Source organism: Curtobacterium sp. MCBD17_008 (assembly GCF_003234475.1).
In the GTDB taxonomy this organism is placed as follows: Bacteria; Actinomycetota; Actinomycetes; order Actinomycetales; family Microbacteriaceae; genus Curtobacterium.
Map to the genome: position 1 here is coordinate 41,313 of NZ_QKTK01000015.1, position 17,362 is coordinate 58,674.

17 protein-coding genes, 1 tRNA gene and 1 pseudogene are annotated in these 17,362 nt (G+C 72.6%); 12 read left to right on the top strand and 7 right to left on the bottom strand.

Annotated features, from left to right (window positions below; translation table 11 throughout):
- Positions 1 to 13 precede the first annotated feature (13 nt).
- A complete protein-coding gene (locus tag DEI95_RS13470; protein WP_111060575.1) occupies positions 14 to 991 on the bottom strand; it encodes an NAD(P)H-quinone oxidoreductase in 978 nt (325 codons plus the stop codon).
- Positions 992 to 1,135: 144 nt separating this feature from the next.
- On the opposite strand from DEI95_RS13470, the gene DEI95_RS13475 reads away from it, so the two are divergent.
- A complete protein-coding gene (locus DEI95_RS13475; protein ID WP_110824067.1) occupies positions 1,136 to 1,639 on the top strand; it encodes a hypothetical protein in 504 nt (167 codons plus the stop codon).
- 100 nt (positions 1,640 to 1,739) lie between these two features.
- On the opposite strand, the gene DEI95_RS13480 is transcribed toward DEI95_RS13475, so the two are convergent.
- The 3 genes from DEI95_RS13480 to DEI95_RS13490 are packed head-to-tail and all read right to left on the bottom strand — an operon-like array spanning position 1,740 to position 4,055.
- Positions 1,740 to 2,621 (bottom strand): aldo/keto reductase, encoded by an 882-nt coding sequence (locus DEI95_RS13480; protein WP_110890990.1) that lies wholly within the window; start codon positions 2,619 to 2,621, stop codon positions 1,740 to 1,742.
- Positions 2,622 to 2,677: 56 nt separating this feature from the next.
- The gene (locus DEI95_RS13485) at positions 2,678 to 3,172 is read right to left on the bottom strand and encodes a DUF6264 family protein (protein WP_111060576.1); all 495 of its coding nucleotides are present in this window, start codon (positions 3,170 to 3,172) and stop codon (positions 2,678 to 2,680) included.
- 10 nt (positions 3,173 to 3,182) lie between these two features.
- Positions 3,183 to 4,055, bottom strand: a complete 873-nt coding sequence (locus DEI95_RS13490; RefSeq protein WP_181436341.1) for a CoA ester lyase — start codon at positions 4,053 to 4,055, stop codon at positions 3,183 to 3,185.
- A gap of 180 nt (positions 4,056 to 4,235) precedes the next feature.
- Here DEI95_RS13490 and DEI95_RS13495 point away from each other — a divergent pair, with 180 nt between their 5' ends.
- Together DEI95_RS13495 and DEI95_RS13505 are read left to right on the top strand one after the other, a co-directional pair.
- A complete protein-coding gene (locus DEI95_RS13495; protein WP_375342315.1) occupies positions 4,236 to 7,988 on the top strand; it encodes an AAA family ATPase in 3,753 nt (1,250 codons plus the stop codon).
- 426 nt (positions 7,989 to 8,414) lie between these two features.
- Complete coding sequence (locus tag DEI95_RS13505) at positions 8,415 to 9,002, top strand: CDP-alcohol phosphatidyltransferase family protein (protein ID WP_111060578.1); 588 nt, start codon at positions 8,415 to 8,417, stop codon at positions 9,000 to 9,002.
- A gap of 35 nt (positions 9,003 to 9,037) precedes the next feature.
- On the opposite strand, the gene mscL is transcribed toward DEI95_RS13505, so the two are convergent.
- Positions 9,038 to 9,541 (bottom strand): large conductance mechanosensitive channel protein MscL, encoded by a 504-nt coding sequence (mscL, locus tag DEI95_RS13510; RefSeq protein WP_111060579.1) that lies wholly within the window; start codon positions 9,539 to 9,541, stop codon positions 9,038 to 9,040.
- Between the two features lie 17 nt (positions 9,542 to 9,558).
- Here mscL and DEI95_RS17120 point away from each other — a divergent pair, with 17 nt between their 5' ends.
- Complete coding sequence (locus tag DEI95_RS17120) at positions 9,559 to 9,813, top strand: hypothetical protein (RefSeq protein ID WP_375342355.1); 255 nt, start codon at positions 9,559 to 9,561, stop codon at positions 9,811 to 9,813.
- Positions 9,814 to 9,875: 62 nt separating this feature from the next.
- Here DEI95_RS17120 and DEI95_RS17125 read toward each other — a convergent pair.
- Together DEI95_RS17125 and DEI95_RS13520 are read right to left on the bottom strand one after the other, a co-directional pair.
- Positions 9,876 to 9,968 (bottom strand): annotated as a pseudogene (locus DEI95_RS17125) (FmdB family zinc ribbon protein); the annotation flags it as partial.
- A 1-nt stretch (position 9,969) separates the two neighbouring features.
- Positions 9,970 to 10,554, bottom strand: a complete 585-nt coding sequence (locus tag DEI95_RS13520) for a 5-formyltetrahydrofolate cyclo-ligase (protein WP_111060581.1) — start codon at positions 10,552 to 10,554, stop codon at positions 9,970 to 9,972.
- A gap of 103 nt (positions 10,555 to 10,657) precedes the next feature.
- Between DEI95_RS13520 and galU the strand changes: the two genes are divergently transcribed.
- The 8 genes from galU to DEI95_RS13560 all read left to right on the top strand — a co-directional run bounded on the left by galU (position 10,658) and on the right by DEI95_RS13560 (position 17,345).
- Positions 10,658 to 11,548, top strand: a complete 891-nt coding sequence (gene galU, locus DEI95_RS13525; protein WP_110890996.1) for a UTP--glucose-1-phosphate uridylyltransferase GalU — start codon at positions 10,658 to 10,660, stop codon at positions 11,546 to 11,548.
- A gap of 89 nt (positions 11,549 to 11,637) precedes the next feature.
- On the top strand, positions 11,638 to 12,297 hold the full coding sequence (locus tag DEI95_RS13530) for a GNAT family N-acetyltransferase (RefSeq protein WP_110824056.1): 660 nt from the start codon (positions 11,638 to 11,640) through the stop codon (positions 12,295 to 12,297).
- Positions 12,298 to 12,443: 146 nt separating this feature from the next.
- A complete protein-coding gene (locus tag DEI95_RS13535; protein ID WP_181436344.1) occupies positions 12,444 to 13,592 on the top strand; it encodes a hypothetical protein in 1,149 nt (382 codons plus the stop codon).
- A gap of 74 nt (positions 13,593 to 13,666) precedes the next feature.
- Positions 13,667 to 13,739, top strand: a tRNA-Ala gene (locus tag DEI95_RS13540).
- A 246-nt stretch (positions 13,740 to 13,985) separates the two neighbouring features.
- Positions 13,986 to 14,813, top strand: a complete 828-nt coding sequence (locus DEI95_RS13545; protein ID WP_111060583.1) for a hypothetical protein — start codon at positions 13,986 to 13,988, stop codon at positions 14,811 to 14,813.
- A 61-nt stretch (positions 14,814 to 14,874) separates the two neighbouring features.
- Positions 14,875 to 15,297, top strand: a complete 423-nt coding sequence (locus tag DEI95_RS13550) for a VOC family protein (RefSeq protein ID WP_110824053.1) — start codon at positions 14,875 to 14,877, stop codon at positions 15,295 to 15,297.
- 92 nt (positions 15,298 to 15,389) lie between these two features.
- Positions 15,390 to 16,460 carry an amidase domain-containing protein gene (locus DEI95_RS13555; protein ID WP_111060584.1) on the top strand — a complete coding sequence of 357 codons (1,071 nt, stop codon included), beginning with the start codon at positions 15,390 to 15,392 and terminating at the stop codon, positions 16,458 to 16,460.
- Between the two features lie 84 nt (positions 16,461 to 16,544).
- Positions 16,545 to 17,345 carry a CPBP family intramembrane glutamic endopeptidase gene (locus tag DEI95_RS13560; protein ID WP_111060585.1) on the top strand — a complete coding sequence of 267 codons (801 nt, stop codon included), beginning with the start codon at positions 16,545 to 16,547 and terminating at the stop codon, positions 17,343 to 17,345.
- Positions 17,346 to 17,362: the final 17 nt, after the last annotated feature.

Consider the following 17,362-nt stretch of genomic DNA (forward strand, 5'->3'; position numbering starts at 1 on the left):
GACGCCGGCGCCGCTACACGGCGAGCAGCAGCTTCCCGACGACGTCGCCGGACGCCAGACGCCGGTGCGCCTCGGCCGCGTCGGCGAGGGGCAGCACGGTGTCCACGACCGGACGGACACGGCCGTCCTCGACGAACGGCCACACGTCCCGCCGCACGGCAGCGACGATCTCGGCCTTCTCGGCAGCCGGTCGTGCCCGCAGGGTCGTGCCGCTGACCGAGGCGCGCTTCCGCATGAGCTGGCCGATCGGCAGGGTCGCGTCCGGCCCGGACCCGGCGGCGATGATCGCGAGGTGCCCGTTCGGCGCGAGGACCTCGAGGTTGCGGTGCAGGTACGACGGACCGACCACGTCGAGGACGACGTCCACGCCGACACCGTCCGTGAAGGCCAGGGCACGCTCGACGAAGTCCTCCTCGCGGTGGTCGACGACCAGGTCCGCGCCGAGCTCGCGGGAGGCCGCGACCTTCCGCGCGCCACCGCTCGTCGCGACCACCCGGGCGCCGAGGGCCTTCGCCCAGAGCACCGCGTGCGACCCCATGCCCCCGGTCCCACCGTGGACGAGCAGGGTCTGCCCCGGCCGGAGTCCGGCGAGCATTCCGATGTTCGAGTACACCGTGCAGGCCGCTTCGGGGAGCGCGGCGGCGGACACCAGGTCCAGCCCGTCCGGCACCGGCAGGAGCTGTGCCACCGGCACCACGGCGACCGACGCGTACCCACCGCCGCTGAGGAGCGCACACACGCGGTCTCCGACGGACCAGCCCGTCACGCCGGTGCCGAGCGCACGGATCGTCCCGGACACCTCGAGCCCGAGCACGTCGGACGCTCCGGGCGGCGGCGGGTAGTTCCCCTGGCGCTGCTGCAGGTCCGCGTTGTTGACGCCGGCCGCCGCGACCTCGACGAGGACCTCGCCCTCGCCGGGCTCCGGGTCGGGGAGCTCACCGAGGGACATGACGTCGACGTCGCCGGGCTGGGAGATGGTGATGGCACGCATCCCTCGACCGTACGCGCGTCCCCGGTCGGGACGGGGCTGGGCGGACGGGGATGGACGTCCCGCACTCCCTGAGCATCCGATCAGTACTGTCGGGGCGGAACGGGGCCTCCGGTCGGCGGCCCCACACCGACCAGGGGGGATCCCATGTCCACGAAGCACGTCTCCGTCCTCGCGACCGCAGCGCTCGCCGCGGTCCTGCTCGCCGGTTGCTCCTCCGGCGGCAGCACGACGGCCGAGGGGACCCAGGGTCAGGGCGCCACGAGCGGGTCCTCGAGCGCACCGTCGAAGGCCGCCGAGGAGCAGTCGGGCTCGCAGTCCAAGGCCGACGCGTGCGCCGCCTTCGAGAGCAAGGTGCGGTCGGCAGCCGAGGGGCTGCAGTCCGAGGCCACGAAGCTGCAGTCCGACCCCGACGCCGCGGTCGCCAAGCTCAAGGAGCTCGACGCGGACATCGACGCCGGTGTCGACGCGGTGAGCAACACCGAGGTCAAGGGCAAGGCCGAGGCGTTCCAGAGCGCCTACGGCGACATGGTGACGCGACTCGAGGCGATCACGAAGGACCCGCAGTCGGCCGACCTCGGCGCGTTCCAGGACTCGGCCACGGCGGTCCAGACGGCCGGGACCGACTTCGACTCGACCTGCGCGTCCTGAGCGGCGCCGTCCGCTGACGGACGCACCACGGGCCTCCCGTCGTCCGGACGGGAGGCCCGTGGTGCGCGATCCGGTCGGCTCGCCGCGGCGCGCGGTGGACCTACGCGGCCTGCTCCGGACGCGACGCGTCGAGACGCTCGACCTCTTCCGGACGGAGCTTCACGGTCGCGGCCGTCACGGAGTCGAGGATCGACTGCGGGCGGGACGCTCCCGGGATCGGGATGACGACGTCGCTCTTCGCGAGCTCCCACGCGAGCGCGATGACCTGCGGGGTGACGTCCCGCTCCTGGGCGAGGACGGCGAAGTCCTCGGCGGTGGTGCCGAGGTCGGCCGCACCGGCGATGCCGCCGAGCGGGCTCCACGGCAGGAACGCGATGCCGAGCTCGTCGCAGAGCTCGAGTTCCGGCTCGCTGGACCGGAAGACGGGGGAGAACCGGTTCTGCACCGATGCGAGGCGGCCGCCGAGGACCTCGTTCGCCTGCCGGATCTGGTCGACCGTGGCGTTCGAGATGCCCGCCATGCGGATGACGCCCTCGTCGAGCAGTTCGGCGAGCGCACCGACCGAGTCCGCGTACGGGACGGCCGGGTCCGGGCGGTGGAACTGGTAGAGGCCGATCGCCTCGACGCCGAGACGCTTCGCCGAGGCCTTCGCGGCCTCCTTGAGGTAGGCCGGGTCGCCGTTCTGTGCCCAGGCCCCGGGTTCCGGCCGCAGGTGGCCGCCCTTCGTGGCGATGAGCACCTCCGACGTGTCCCCGCCGTACTCGCGGACGGCCCGGGCGATGAGCTCCTCGTTGTGGCCGACCTCGTCGTGGGCGGCGAGGTGGTACGCGTCGGCGGTGTCGATGAGGGTGACACCGGCTTCGAGGGCGGCGTGGACGGTGGCGACGGAGCGCGCTTCGTCCGGCCGGCCCTCGATGGACATCGGCATGCCGCCGAGTCCGATGGCGCTGACGGACGTGTCTCCGATGACTCGTTGCTTCATGGGCCCAGCATGCGCCGCGCCGGTCGGCGGACGTCCAGCCGTGGACGCAGGGCGGCTCAGGGGACGGGGAGCTGTGCGGTGTCGAAGCCGCGCCCCGGGCCGACGCCCTGCTCGTCGAGCGCCTGCACGACGAGCACCGTCCCCCACGTGACGACGGCGACGGTCAGGACGAAGCCGATCCCGGCGATCCACCACGACGTCCGTCGCCGGATCCAGGCGCGGATCGCGAACACGAGCGTGACGACCCCGATGACGAACGCTCCGCCGACCGCGATCGCCGCACCGCCGACGGTCCCGCCGGGGGAGCAGCCGTCGTCGGCGCCGCAGGACGCGGTCGTGGAGGCCACGGCGACCACGCCCGCGACGGCGGTGATCGCGGTGAGGACCGCGCCGGCCGCCAGGAGCAGGACGGTGGACACCCGGTCCGCGATCTTCGCCGGCGGGAACAGCGACGTCGCACCCTGCTCCCACGCGACACGCTCGGCCTCGCTGTGCTGCCGGGCGCCCGGGTGCTGCTGCGGTCCGGATCCGGGGACGTTCGACCAGGTCATGGCACCGTTCCTACCGCGCCTCCACCCCGAACGCCTGGGCGAGGCGCTGGATCTTCTGCGCCCGTCCGAGTCGCGGCAGGTCCGACCCGTCCCGGATCACGCGCCCGCGCGCCTCGAAGTCGTCGAGGAAGTCCTGCGCCCAGGCGACGTCGGTCGGGGTCGGGGAGATGACCTCGTTGATGACGGGGAGCTGCTCGGTGTCCAGGCAGAGCTTGCCGGTCAGGCCGAGCGACACCGCGACCTGTGACTGCTCGCGCAGGATCGGGTGCGAGGAACCGACCGTGGGGCCGTCGATGGGTCCGGGCAGGTCGCCGACGCGGGACGCCACCACCAGGCGGGACCGCGGGTACGCCATCGCGAGGGTGTCCGCGCTCGTGCCGGTGTCGCGGCGGTAGTCGCCGCTCCCGAAGGCCAGCCGGAACGCCCCCTGCGCGCGGGCGATCGACACCGCTTCCTCGATGCCCAGCGCCGATTCGACCAGCGCGATCACGGGGGTGTGTCCGCCGAGCCGGTGCCACGTGTCGGTGACCTGCGCCGGGGACTCCGTCTTCGCGAGCATCACACCCTGCAGCCCGGGCAGGCCGCGGAGCTCCTCGACGTCGTCCTCCCAGAACTCGGTCGTGACGTCGTTGATCCGCACCCAGGCCTCGCCGCCACCGGCCAGCCAGGCGGCGACGGTGGTGCGGGCGGACGGCTTCGCGGCGGGGTCGACGGCGTCCTCGATGTCCAGGATCACCTGGTCGGCACGGGAGCGGGTGGCCCGCTCGAAGCGTTCCGCGGCGGTGCCGGCGACGAGGAGCCAGGAGCGCGAGATCTCGGCGGGGACCGATCGACGCCGGGACACGGCAGGGGTGGACGGAGCAGGACGGTCGTCGGTGGCCATGCACCGTTGGTACCACACCCGCGCCTCCCGGCCCCGGCGCGGCGGCGGGGCGGTCCACCACAGCGCATCCGGGCCGGGTGAAACGCCGAAACAGCGGGCTCATTGCCAGAGTGCCGCAGCGCTTCCGCCTACAGTGGGCGGGTGTGGAGAGTGGACAGGGCGACCGACGATGAGGACGACGTGAACGACGACGCCCCCGTCGAGGGCACCGACCTGCCCGACGAGCAGTCCCCGCTGCGCCCCGAGCTCCAGGTCACGAGCCCGCACGCGATCAGTCTCGGCGACCCGCGGCTGACCGCGGGCAACGCGGCCGAGCCCGCGTGGGACGCGTGGCGCGAGCAGCTCGCCGGCGTCGGTGGGACGAGTCCGCTCGTGCACTTCGCCGACCACCCCCGCGCGCGCATCGAACTCTCGACGACGCACCCGGGCGGTCTGGCCCAGTTCATCACCGGCAAGACCACGCTGCTCTCGAGCCTGATCCGCGACGAGGTCGCGCTGCGAGCCGCCCGCGTCGCCGCCGGACACGTCGAGGCGAAGGGCACCGAGCTCGCCACCGTCCGCGGGATCGACGCCGTCAAGCTCGGCATCGGCATCGCGGACTGGGAGCACGGCGACGAGCACCACCGGGGTCCGGTCCTCCTCCGCCCGCTCGCGATCCGGCGTCATGGCCGCGACTTCGAGGTCCGGCTGCTCGGTGAACCGGTGCTCAACCCGGGCCTGGCCGACGCGCTCCGCGAGCAGTTCGGCATCACCCTCGACGCGCAGTCGTTCGTCGCCCTCGCCCAGCAGGACGGCTCCTTCACCCCGAACCCGGTGATCGACCGGCTCCGCGGCCTGACGGCGCACATCCCCGGCTTCTCGGTGCACGCCCGCCTCGTCGTGTCGACGTTCGCCGAGGTCGCGACCGGTCTCGTCGAGGACACGAAGGACCTCGCGCACCCGGTGCTCGACGCCCTCGCCGGCAACCCGAGCGCCAAGTGGCAGGTCGAGCAGTCGTACCACCCGGTCGAGCAGACGCCGTCGGACGAGCGCAGCCCGGAGACGGACACCCTGCTGCTCGACGCCGACGACGAGCAGGAGAACGTGATCGCGCAGATCACGGCCGGCAACTCCATCGTCGTGAAGACGCTCCCTGGCACCGGCGGCACGCAGACGATCGTGAACGCCCTCGGCGGCCTGGTCGCCGCGAACAAGCGCGTCCTCGTCGTCAGCCCGCGCCGTGCAACGCTCCGTGGCATCGCGGCCCGCTTCGGCGAGGTGCACCTGCCCGGCGTCGCCGTCACCCCGGCGACGCTCCGCCGTGACGTGGTCCGTGCGATCGCCCGCAACGAGAAGGCGAGCCGACCGAACCTCCGCGAGGTCGACGACGCCCTGGTGCGGCTCCGCAAGGTCCTCACCGACTACCGCGGTGCCCTCACCCGCACCGACCCCGACTTCGGGGTCAGCGTGCTCGACTGCCTGGTCGAGCTCTCCCGCCTGTCCCTGCTGCCGGTCGCCCCGTCCACGACCGCCCGGCTGTCGAAGCAGTCCGTCGTCTCGATGGTCACCGGTCGCGCCCGCGTCGCCGAGACCATGGTCAGCGCCGCGAACCTCGGCGAGTTCCGCTACGGCCCCGACGACTCGCCCTGGTACGGCGCGAGGTTCACCTCGAGCGACGGCGCCCAGCGGGCCCACGCGACCGCGCGGGAACTCGACGGCGGCGCACTGCCGGCCCTCCTGCAGCGCGCACACGACCTCGTGGCGTCGACCCACATGCGGCAGTTCACGACGATCAACGAGCTCGGCATCTACCTCCGTCTGCTCACCGAGATCCGGGACACCCTCGACCGCTTCCTGCCGATCGTGTTCGACCGGTCGGTGTCCGAACTCGTCGCCGCGACCGCTCCCCGGGGCGAGGGCGCGCCGATGTCGAGCACGAACCGCCGTCGGCTCAAGAAGCTCGCCCGCGAGTACGTCCGTCCCGGCGTGCACGTGTCCGACCTGCACGAGGCCCTCACCCGCGTCCAGCAGCAGCGCGTCCTCTGGCAGCGCTACGTGGCCGCGGGCGTGAACCCCGAGGTCCCCACCGGCATCGCCGACGTCCAGGTGCTGTTCTCGAACGTCGTCGAGGACCTGGCCCGACTGGACGAGCCGCTCGGTCGCACCAGCCGCGACCAGCAGCTCGCGAACCTGCCGATCGACGAGCTCGTCCCGACGATCGCCGAACTGGCCGCCGAGTCCGACGTCCTGCACAACCTGCAGGAGCGCACCGAGCTCATGCAGACGCTCCGCGACCTGCAGCTCGAGCCGCTGCTCACCGACCTGGCGAACCGGCACGTGCCGGACGTGCAGGTGCCCGCCGAGCTCGAGCTGGCCTGGTGGCAGTCCGCGCTCGAGACGATGCTCGAGTCCGACCGGGCCCTGCTCGGTGCGAACACGGACATGCTCGACCGGGTCGAGGCCGACTTCCGACTCGTGGACGACGCGCACGCGGCCGGGGTGTCCCAGGGCCTGGCGTGGCAGCTCGCCGAGAACTGGAAGGTCGGGCTCGTCGACTGGCCGGAGGAGTCCTCCGCGCTGAAGACGCAGCTCAAGGAGGGCGCGATCACGTCGCGTCTGCTCCACGACTCCGCACCGCACCTGTCCCGCGCCATCGCCCCGGTCTGGCTCGCCTCCCCGTACGAGGTCGCGCAGATCGCCGACACGATGCCGTTCGACACCGTGATCCTCGTCGACGCCGGCGCCGTGACGATCGCCGAGACCGTCGGCGCCGTCCGCCGCGCCCGGCAGACCGTCGTGTTCGGTGACCCGGTCACGCAGACGCCGTCGCCGTTCCGCATCGCCGTCGACCCGGACCACCGCGCGCTGCAGGTGGACGAGGAGACGCTCGACGCCCTGCACGCCGACTCGGCCCTCGCGAAGCTGTCCACGCTCCTGCCGACCCTGTCGCTGACCCGGTCGTACCGCGCCGGCGGCGAGGACCTGGCGGAGCTGGTCAACCGTCGCTTCTACGGCGGACGGATCGAGTCGCTGCCCTGGGCCGGCTCGTTCCTCGGCCACGGCTCGATCGCGCTCGACTACGTCAGCGAGGGCAAGGCCGTGCCGGACCCCGAGTCCGGCGCCGTCGAGAGCGTCGACGCCGAGGTGGACCGGGTCGTCCGGCACGTCATCGAGCACGCCCGCACCCGTCCGACCGAGTCGCTCATGGTCATCACGGCCTCGGCGAAGCACGCGGTCCGGGTCGAGCAGGCCGTGCTCGCTGCCGCGCAGGGCCACAAGGACCTCACCGAGTTCGTCATCGGTGACCGTCCGGAGCCGTTCATCGTGGCCACCCTCGAGCAGTCCGTGGCGCAGAGCCGCGACCGCGTCGTGTTCTCCATCGGCTACGGCCGGACCCCGCACGGTCGGGTCCTCCGCGACTTCGGTCCCCTCGGCAAGCCCGGCGGTGAGCGATTGCTCGCGGTCGCGATGACCCGCGCCCGTCGGTCGATGGTCATCGTCACGTGCTTCCAGCCGTCCGACATCGAGGCCGAGCGCATGGGGCACGGCACGGTCGCCCTCGCCGAGATCCTGGCCGAGGTCCGCGCCCGGACCACCGCCGAGTACGTGCCGGACGACTCCGACCCGCTGCTCGTCGACCTGGCCCGGCGGCTGGAGATGCGCGGCATCCCGGTCGCGCTCGGCCACCGCGGCAAGCTCGGCCTGGTCGCCGCGCACGGCGGGGTCTGCGTCACCATCGAGACCGATGCGTCGCTCGTCAAGGGGTCGCTGCGTGAGTCGCTCCGGCTCCGTCCCGAGGTGCTCCGTCGTCTCGGCTGGCACTACGTCCGCGTGCACGCGTTCCAGCTGTTCTCCGACCCGGACCGGGTGGCGAACACGGTGGCGCAGGTGCTCGGGGTCGACCGCGGTGCCACCCAGGAGATCTCGATCCCGCCGGTGCCCGCGCGCCGATGACCGCCAGGGTTCCACGCCGGGCCTCGCGGCAGGCAGGACCGGTGACCTCGTCGACGGACCACCTGACGGGGACGTGGACACCGGACGCGGGTGCGTCCCGGGCAGGAGACGCGTCGGGGGCGGACACCGACCCCGCGGCGACCCCGGCACCCGCCGTGCCGCGGTCGACCGGGCCGGGAGGTACGTCCCGCTCCGGCAGGCGCGTCACGACCCGTGCGGTCCCCGGCAGCGACCCGACACCGGCGCCGGAGCCGGCGCGCCACGGCACGGGCGAGAACGACGACCGGCTCCTCCGCGACCGGCCGCCGCACTGGGGATGACCGTCCCGGCTGACGGAGGACGGCCTGCCGCCGGTCGGGTGCGACCGACGAGTGCACGGGTCGGACCGGTACCCTTGCAGTGACCCACCCCGAACGGAAGCGTGTGATGACGGAGCCCTCCCGGCGGACCCGGCCCGACTGGCAGACGCTGCCGAACCTCATCACGCTGGTGCGCTTCGCCCTCATCCCGGTCTACGTCGGGCTGGTCGTCGCCGGACACCCGGGATGGGCGTTGGCCTCCCTGGTGGTCCTCGGTGTGAGCGACTGGGCCGACGGATTCCTGGCGCGACGACTCCACCAGGAGTCCCAGCTCGGCAAGACTCTCGACCCGATCGCCGACCGGTTGGCGATCGTGGCGATCGTGCTGTCGCTCGTGCTCGTCGGGCTGCTGCCGTGGATCGTCGTCGTGGTCGTGGTGGCCGTCGACCTGGCGCTCCTGGCGCTCTCGAGCGCGTGGTTCCGTGGCAACCCGGACCTCCGCGTGACGTGGACGGGCAAGATCCGGTCCGCGCTGCTGTTCGTCGGGCTGCCGGTCCTGCTGTTCTCGTCGACGTCGGTCGCCGCCGACCACCACTGGGTCCGGGGCGTCGGTCTCGTCTTCGTCTGGCTCGGCACGGTCGGGCACGTCCTCGCCGGTCTGCAGTACGCGGGGGAGATGGCCCGGAAGCACCGGGCGCAGCGCGCTCCGGCGTAGGCCGACCCTCCCGGCACCGGCACCGGCACCGGCACCTACAGCTTCGTCGTTCCGGCGATGCCGGCGCCCTCGGGTGCGTCCGCCGGAGCGACGTGCGCCCCGTGCCCGCCGACACCCGGCCCGGCACCCTGCTGGGCGCGCAGCAGGTCGCGGATCTCGAGGAGCACCTCGACGTCCGTCGGCGGGACGTCCGCGGGCGGTTGCTCCTCGTCGTGCTTCGTCCGGTCGAACGCGACCTTCTTGAGGTGGTTCACCGGCACGACGAGCGCGAAGTAGACGACCGCTGCGACGATCACGAAGTTCAGGACGGCACCGAGCACCTTGCCGAACAGCAGCTCGGTGTCGCCGCCGGACACGGTCGGGAACGACACGATCAGGGCCTTGTCCAAGCTGGAGGCGTTGAAGACCGCACCGATGAGCGGGTTGATCAACGCCGTCACGACCGCCGTCACGATGGCGGTGAACGCGGCTCCGATGACGACCGCCACCGCGAGGTCGATGACGTTCCCGCGGAGCAGGAACTCCCTGAAGCCCTTCACGCGAGCCCCCTTCTGTCGTGGACGGCCACCGCGCGATGGCCCGGTCCAACCTATCCAGCAGGCGCGGGGCCGGTCAGGACGCGGACGACCCCGACCCGGAGGACGACCCGGACCCGGAGGACGACCCGGACCCGGAGGACGACCCCGACCCGGAGGACGACCCCGACCCGGAGGACGACCCGGAGCCGGACGAGGACCCGGACGAGCCGGACGACCCCGACCCGGACGACGACCCCGACCCCGACGGCGTCGCGCGCGAGTCGGTGCGGTAGAAGCCACCACCGTTGAAGGTCACACCGACGGGCGAGAACACCTTCCGCAGGACCCCGCCGCAGACCGGGCACTCGGTGAGCGTGGCGTCGGAGAAGGCCTGCTTGATGTCGAACGCGTTGCCGCACTCGGTGCAGCGGTACGAGTAGGTGGGCACGTCAGCTCCGGAACGTGATGATGCGCGACGGCGTGATGATGCCGTCGACGGGTTCGTCGTGGGGTTCGCGCGGGACCTCGTCGAGGTACTCCGTGTCGAACACCACAGCATAGACGGGCGGGCGGTTGGCCATGGACCCGAGGGTCTTGTCGTAGTACCCGCGTCCCCAGCCCATCCGGACGCCGTCGTGCCCCACGGCGGCGGCCGGCGTGATGATCACGTCGACGTCGTTGATCGCCAGGGGGGAGAGCACCTCGCCGACGACCTCCGGCATGCCGAACGGTCCCTCGCGCTCCGAGGACCCGTCGCCGACCGCCCAGTCGAGCAGCCCGTCCTCGCGGGTGATCGGCAGGAGCACCCGGATGCCCCGCTCGAACGCCCAGTCGAGGAAGGGACGGACGTCGGGTTCGTCGGGCGCCGACAGGTAGAGCGCGACCGAGGTGATCTGGCGTTCCTCGACGAAGCGCTGCAGCGTGGCGGTCAGGGCGAGGGAGTCGGCGTCGCGGACGGTCGAGGTCCGGCTGCGTCGCCGCTGCCGGAGGTCGGCTCGGAGGGCGCGCTTCTCGTTCCCGAGATCGTCGGTCATGGCGAAGAGTGTAGCGAGCGCCGGTGCTGCGGCTTCCCGCTGATCTGCCTGTCCTCCTATCAGTTGACATGCCCGCGAAATGCGTTTCGGATACGGTCTGTCCATGGGCTTCCAGATTTCGAAGGCAGTGATCCCCGCCGCAGGGCTGGGCACGCGCTTCCTCCCCGCGACCAAGGCGATGCCGAAGGAGATGCTCCCCGTCGTCGACAAGCCGGCCATCCAGTACGTGGTGGAGGAGGCGGTCGACGCCGGACTCACCGACGTGCTGATGATCACCGGGCGCAACAAGAACGCGCTCGAGAACCACTTCGACCACGTGTCGGAGCTCGAGGAGACCCTCAAGAAGAAGGGCGACCACGAGAAGCTGCAGAAGGTCAACCAGTCCACGGACCTGGCCGACATGCACTACGTGCGTCAGGGTGACCCGCTCGGCCTCGGTCACGCCGTGCTCCGCGCGAAGATGCACGTCGGCCGCGAGCCGTTCGCCGTGCTCCTCGGTGACGACATCATCGACGCCCGCGACCCGCTGCTCAAGCGCATGATCGAGGTCCAGGGCGAGAAGAAGGCCACGGTCGTCGCCCTGCTCGAGGTCCCGGCGTCGCAGACGCACCTCTACGGCATCGCGACCGTCGAGGAGACCGACACCGACGACGTCGTGAAGATCACCGGCCTGGTCGAGAAGCCGGCCCAGGGCGAGGCCCCGTCGAACCTGGCGATCATCGGCCGCTACGTCATCCGCCCCGAGGTCTTCGACGTCCTCGAGAAGCAGGAGCCCGGCAAGGGCGGCGAGATCCAGCTCACCGACGCGCTCATGAAGATGGCGAGCGCCGAGGAATGGACAGGTGGCGTGTACGGCGTCGTCTTCCGTGGACGCCGCTACGACACCGGTGACAAACTCGACTACATCAAGGCGATCGTGCAGCTCGCCTCGGACCGCGAGGACCTCGGCCCGGACCTCAAGTCCTGGCTCAAGGAGTTCAACGCGGGCGAATGAGTCGACCCATCCCGCACGGGTCCGGTGACCCCGGCCCCGTGCGGGACACCCGTCCCGCCGAGCGCGGGACCCCGGAGGAACCAGAAGCGATGACGACGATCCCGACCCTCACCCACGGGCGGGTCACCATCCGCCCCCTCCGGATCCGCGACGCCCGTGAGCTCGACCTGGCGTTGGCCGGCAACCGCTCGTGGCTCCGCACGTGGGAAGCGACGAACCCCTCCGGGTTCGCGTCCGCCGACGTCAAGGGGAGCATCCGCGCGCTGCAGGCCAACGCCCGGGCCGGGTTGGGCCTCCCGTTCGCGATGGAACTGGACGGACGTTTCGTCGGCCAGCTGAACGTCTCCGGCATCACGTACGGGTCGCTCGCGAGCGCCTCCATCGGGTACTGGGTGGTGCAGGACGCCGCCGGCCACAACGTGACGCCGACCGCGGTCGCGCTCGCGACCGACCACTGCTTCCGCTCCGTCGGCATCCACCGTCTCGAGATCTGCATCCGTCCCGAGAACGCCCCGAGCCTCCGCGTCGTGGAGAAGCTCGGGTTCCGGTACGAGGGCCTGCGCCGCCGGTACATCCACATCAACGGCGATTGGCGCGACCACTTCTGCTTCGGCCTCGTCGCGGAGGAGATCCGCGAGGGCGTCCTCGACCGCTGGGTCCGTGGGCAGGTGCCGCACGGTGCCGGCCGCGTGCCGCAGGAGGCCTGGGACGAGGCGGGCGTGCCGCTGCCCGTCTCGCCGCGCGGCTGACGACCCACGGGACGGGTCGCGTCGCGGCCCGGTGACCCCGGCGTGGCCGGGAGGCCCGCCGAGCCGCCGACGGATCCGTCACGACTCGCTCGACACGCTCCCGGCAATGGGCGTCCGGGCGGCGCGCTCCCCCTACCGTTGCCCCCATGGGAATCGGGACCTGGGGCGGCGGCGTCGTGCTGCTCGTGGCGGCCGTGCTCTGGGTCGTGTACCTGATGCCCGCGTGGGCGGCCCGTCGTGAGTACCTCGCCACCGAGCGGAACGCGATCCGACTGCAGCAGACCCTCCGCATCCTGGCGCAGACCGCCGAGCTGCCGGACGAGGTGCGCGTCGAACTGAACGCGAAGTCCCTCGCCGAGGCGCAGCGCGTCGCCCGGTCCGAGGAGGCGAAGCGTGTCGCGATCGTCCGCGCCCACGAGGCCGCACGGCAGCGGGAGATCACCCGTCGCCTCGCCGCCCAGGCGCCCGTGCTCGAGAAGGCGTCCTCGGTGCCCGCCCTGACCGCGATGCGCATGCGTCGCTCACGCCTCGGTGCCACGACGCTCGGCACGCTCGGGCTCGTGCTCGCGGTGGTCGTGCTCGTCGTCGCCCCCGGCGCCTGGTTGCTCGCGGTGGCCGGACTCGTCGCGGCCGGTGGTTCCGCGGCCGTGCTCGCACAGCTGCACCAGGTCGCGACCGCGCGCCGTCGACGGGCCGCGGCCGGTGCGGCGGAGCAGACCCGGGCCTCCCGGCCGACCACCGCGTGGACCGATCCCGCGCCGCCGCTCTCCACCGACCAGCCGACGGCCGCGCCCGCGGACCGCACCTGGACGCCGGGGCCGATCCCGAAGCCGCTGTACGTGCAGACGCCGACCCGACCCGATCCGTCCCCGGAGTCGTCGGCCGAACTCGCCGCCCGGCTGCGTGACCGCGTGGCCCAGGCGAAGGCCGAGGCGGAGGCAGAAGCGGCTGCCGTCCGAGCCGCTGCGGCCGACCCGTCGCTCGCCCGGGTGTCGCGGATGCGTGCCGACGTCGAGGAGGCCGCCGCGGCGCTGTCTTCGCACGACCAGGGGCGGCTCGCGGAGCGGCTCGGGCTCCGTGCCGCGACCGCCGGGTCGCCCGCTCCCCGGAGTGCGCCCGCGCCCGGTGCGTCGGCTGCGCCCGGTCCGGTTGCGCCCGGTCCGGCTGCCTCCGCGACCGACGAGGCCGCCGCCCCCGCCGCCCCGAGCCGCTGGGCCGGGATGGGCGTGATCGGCGACGACGCGTACGGACAGACGGACCTCGACGCGATCATGCGACGCCGTCGAGCGGTCTGACCGGACGGCACGCCCGACCGCCGCGGCCCGATTACCGGATCGCCGCGACCCGGTGCTATCGTTGTCGAGCACTCGGGGCTATGGCGCAGTTGGTAGCGCGTCTCGTTCGCAATGAGAAGGTCAGGGGTTCGAATCCCCTTAGCTCCACCGAGAAGCACGACGGCCCGGAACCGATTGGTTCCGGGCCGTTCTCGTTGCCGGCCGTTCTCGTTGCCGGCCTTCCACAGACCGCCACGGGGGGTGTCGGAGCCGGGTGCTCGGCCCCTAGACTCCCCGTGCGCCACAACAGGTGGTCCCGAGGGGGAGCCGCCACTCGGCCGGGCACCGTCGCCCGACCGAGCACCGTCGCCCGCTCGGGCACGCCGCCCGCTCGGGCACGTCAGGGGGAGAAGCATGAACCGCATCCGTCGTCTCGTCGCCACCGTCGCCACCGCCGTCGTCATCGCAGCAGGTGTCGCCGTCGCCGGCCCGACCGCCGCGGCCTCCGCCGCCGTCACCCCGACCGGGGTGGACATCTCGTGGCCGCAGTGTGGCGGGACGGTCCCGACCGGACAGGCGTTCGGCATCGTCGGGGTGAACGGATCGCTCGGCAACACGACGAACCCGTGCCTGGCCGAGCAGCTGGCCTGGGCCGCGGGGTCCGTCGGCGGATCGACCCAGCCGAAGACCCAGCTCTACGTCCTGTTCGCCAACCCCGGCCTGCAGGCGTCGGTCTGGCCGAAGTCGAACACGTACAAGGGCACCGCGCCGGCGAACCGGTTCGGTCGGTGCTCGACCAAGGGCGGTGCGAAGCAGCTCACGCTCGCGTGCTCGTTCATGTACGGGTACGCGCGCGGCTACGACGACGTGACGATCCGCGGCATCGACCGCCCCGCCGCGTACCGCTGGTGGCTCGACGTCGAGACCGGGTTGTCCTACCAGTCGAGCACCGCGCAGAACCGCGCCGCGCTCGAGGGCATGATCGCCGGGCTCAAGGCGGGTGGGGTCCGGACGATCGGCATCTACTCGACGCCGTCGCAGTGGAAGACCATCGCCGGGTCGGTCAGCTCGTCGAGCACGCTGTACGGCCGGTCGAGCTGGATCGCCCTCGGCAAGAGCACGATCACCAAGGCGCGCCAGGCCTGCTCGGGGACCCCGCTGTCCGGCGGCACGATCGCGATGACCCAGATCGAGGCCGCGTACGGCTCCACCACGATCGACCGCGACGTCTCCTGCCGCTGATCGGTCCTTGCGGGGCTCCGGGTCGGCTGTCACGATGAGGCGACGGACGAAGGAGCCCATCATGACCTCGCGACTGAACCCCTACCTCGGCTTCCGGGACGACGCCCGACAGGCGCTCGAGTTCTACCAGTCGGTGTTCGGCGGTGAGCTGCGGATCGGCACCTTCGCCGAGATGGGCGCCGACGGGGACCCGGCCGACGCGGACAAGGTCATGCACGGGCAGCTCGAGACGACGCGGGGGTACGTGCTCATGGCGTCGGACACCCCGGCGTCGATGGGGCGGTCGGAGACGAACAACATCTCGCTGTCCGTCTCCGGTGACGCTGACGACGCCGAGGACCTGCGCGGGTACTTCGCGGCCCTGTCCGTCGGCGGGAGGGTGCTCGAACCACTCACGCAGGCGCCGTGGGGCGACGAGTTCGGCATGGTCACCGACCGGTTCGGGATCACCTGGCTCGTGAACGTCAGCGCTCCCGCTGCCTGACCCCGCTGCCTGACCCCGCTGCCTGACCCCGCGCTGCTCCCGGCGGTGCGGTCGGCCGATCCCGGGACGACGTCGCATAGCCTGGTCCGGTCATGACTGCTCCGATCACGCGCCGCACCCTCCTGTCCCTCGCCGGCATCACCGGTGTCGGCCTCGTCGCCGCGGCCTGCTCCGCGGACGGGCCGGGGCTCCGGTCCTCGTCGACGCCGGGGTCGTCCGGCGCGGCACCGGCCGGCGGGACGTCGTCGGGCTCGTCGTCGGCCGGAGCCGCGAGTGCGCGCCCCTCGGCCACGACGGTCGAGCCGGCGGAGCTGCCCCTCGCCGGCGGCGTCACCGTGACCGTCACCGGGTCGGGGCTCGCCGTCGTCAAGGGCGTCACCGTCGGCGGGGTCGCCGCACGGGACGTGGTCGCCCGAGCGGGCAAGGTCACGTTCACGGCGCCGCACCAGGCCATGTACACCGCGGGGCCGGCCGACGTCGCGCTGTTCACCGAGCCCGTGGAACCGGTCCCGTCGGCGAACCGGACCTCGGACGGCAACGGCAGCCAGGCGAACGACGGCCAGGTGGGTGCCACACAGGACGGTGCCGCCAGCACGCCGACCCCCACGGCCTCGGCCACTCCGGACGCGAGCACCGCGGTCGCCACCACGACCGTCGCCTACGCGGCCCAGACCGCGGTCGACCGCCAGCTCGAGTACGCCATGCGGCACTGGGCCGACTACAACACCGCCGAGTACGGGACGATGAACCCCATCGGCGGGGACTGCGCGAACTACGTCAACCAGACGCTCGAGGCCCGCGGCTGGGAGCAGCGCGCCGACTGGTACAACCGGGCCGGCGGTGCAGAGCACTCCTCGACGTGGACCTACTGCCCGGCCATGGACCCGTGGCTCGACCAGAACGCGGCCACGTTCGGGCTCACCCGCCGGACCTCGGACGAACGCCAGCACGTCGCGGTCGGCGACATCGTCATGTTCGACTGGAACGGCAACGGCTCGCCGGACCACACGACCATCGTGTCCGAGGTGTTCGCCGAGGCCGACGGCACGATCCGCATCAAGTCGGCGAGCCACAACCAGGACGGGCCGTACCGTGACCTCGACGAGATGATCACGGTGCAGCACCCGGGCGGCACCGCCTGGTTCCACACGATCGCGGCGTAGGGACCGGACCCTCCGCACGGCACGAAGGGTGCGGCGCGTCGGTACCATCACGGGTGTCCTCGTACCGCGACGAGAGGGGATCCCGTGCCCGCACCTGCACTCCGCGAGACCGACCGCGGTCCGGCCTTCCCCGCCCGCGTCCGGTCCGACGTCGTGGCCGCCGTGGTCAGCGCGGGGCTCGCCGTGCTCCTGCCGGTCCTGTTGCTCGTCGTCGGCTCACTGCTCGGCGGGGCCGGCGGCAACCCGCTCGGCTCGACGGCCGGACTGCTCCGACAGGCCCTGGGCGACGGGCTCGTGCTGGTGGTCCTCGTCGTGGTGGTGTCCGCGCTCGGCGGGTGGCGGTCCGTCCTGACCGAGCCCGCTCGCGCGCGGTCGTGGTGGGGTGTCGGCGTGCTCGTCGTGTTCACCGCGGTGACGCTCGTCGCGTTCACGACACCCCTGCGGGCCGATGCCGGTGGGTACCTCGGCGCGCTCCTCGTCGGCGTGCTCGCCGTGGCCCTCGTCGAGGAGCTCGTCTTCCGCGGGGTCCTCGTCGCGGGGTTCCGCCGGGTCGCGCCCGAGTGGGTGGTGTGGCTCGTCGCCACCGCGACCTTCGCCCTGGCACACGCCTTCAACGCGGACGGCAGCGCGTTCCAGGTCCTCACGACGTTCCTGCTCGGTTCCGCCTGTCACCTCGCCCGTCGGGTCACCGGGTCGCTCCTCGGGGCCGTGTTGCTCCACGTGCTGTACGACGCGTTCCTCGGTTTCCGGAGCCAGACGGTCGACGGGATGCCGTTCCTGCTCAACGCCGGGGCCACCCTGGCGGTGGCCGTGGCAGCCGTCATCGGCTTCGTGGTCGCACTCCGCAGCCCGGGTCCGCGCCGCGGGTCCGGCACCGGCGCCTGAGGCACGAGGCACGAGGC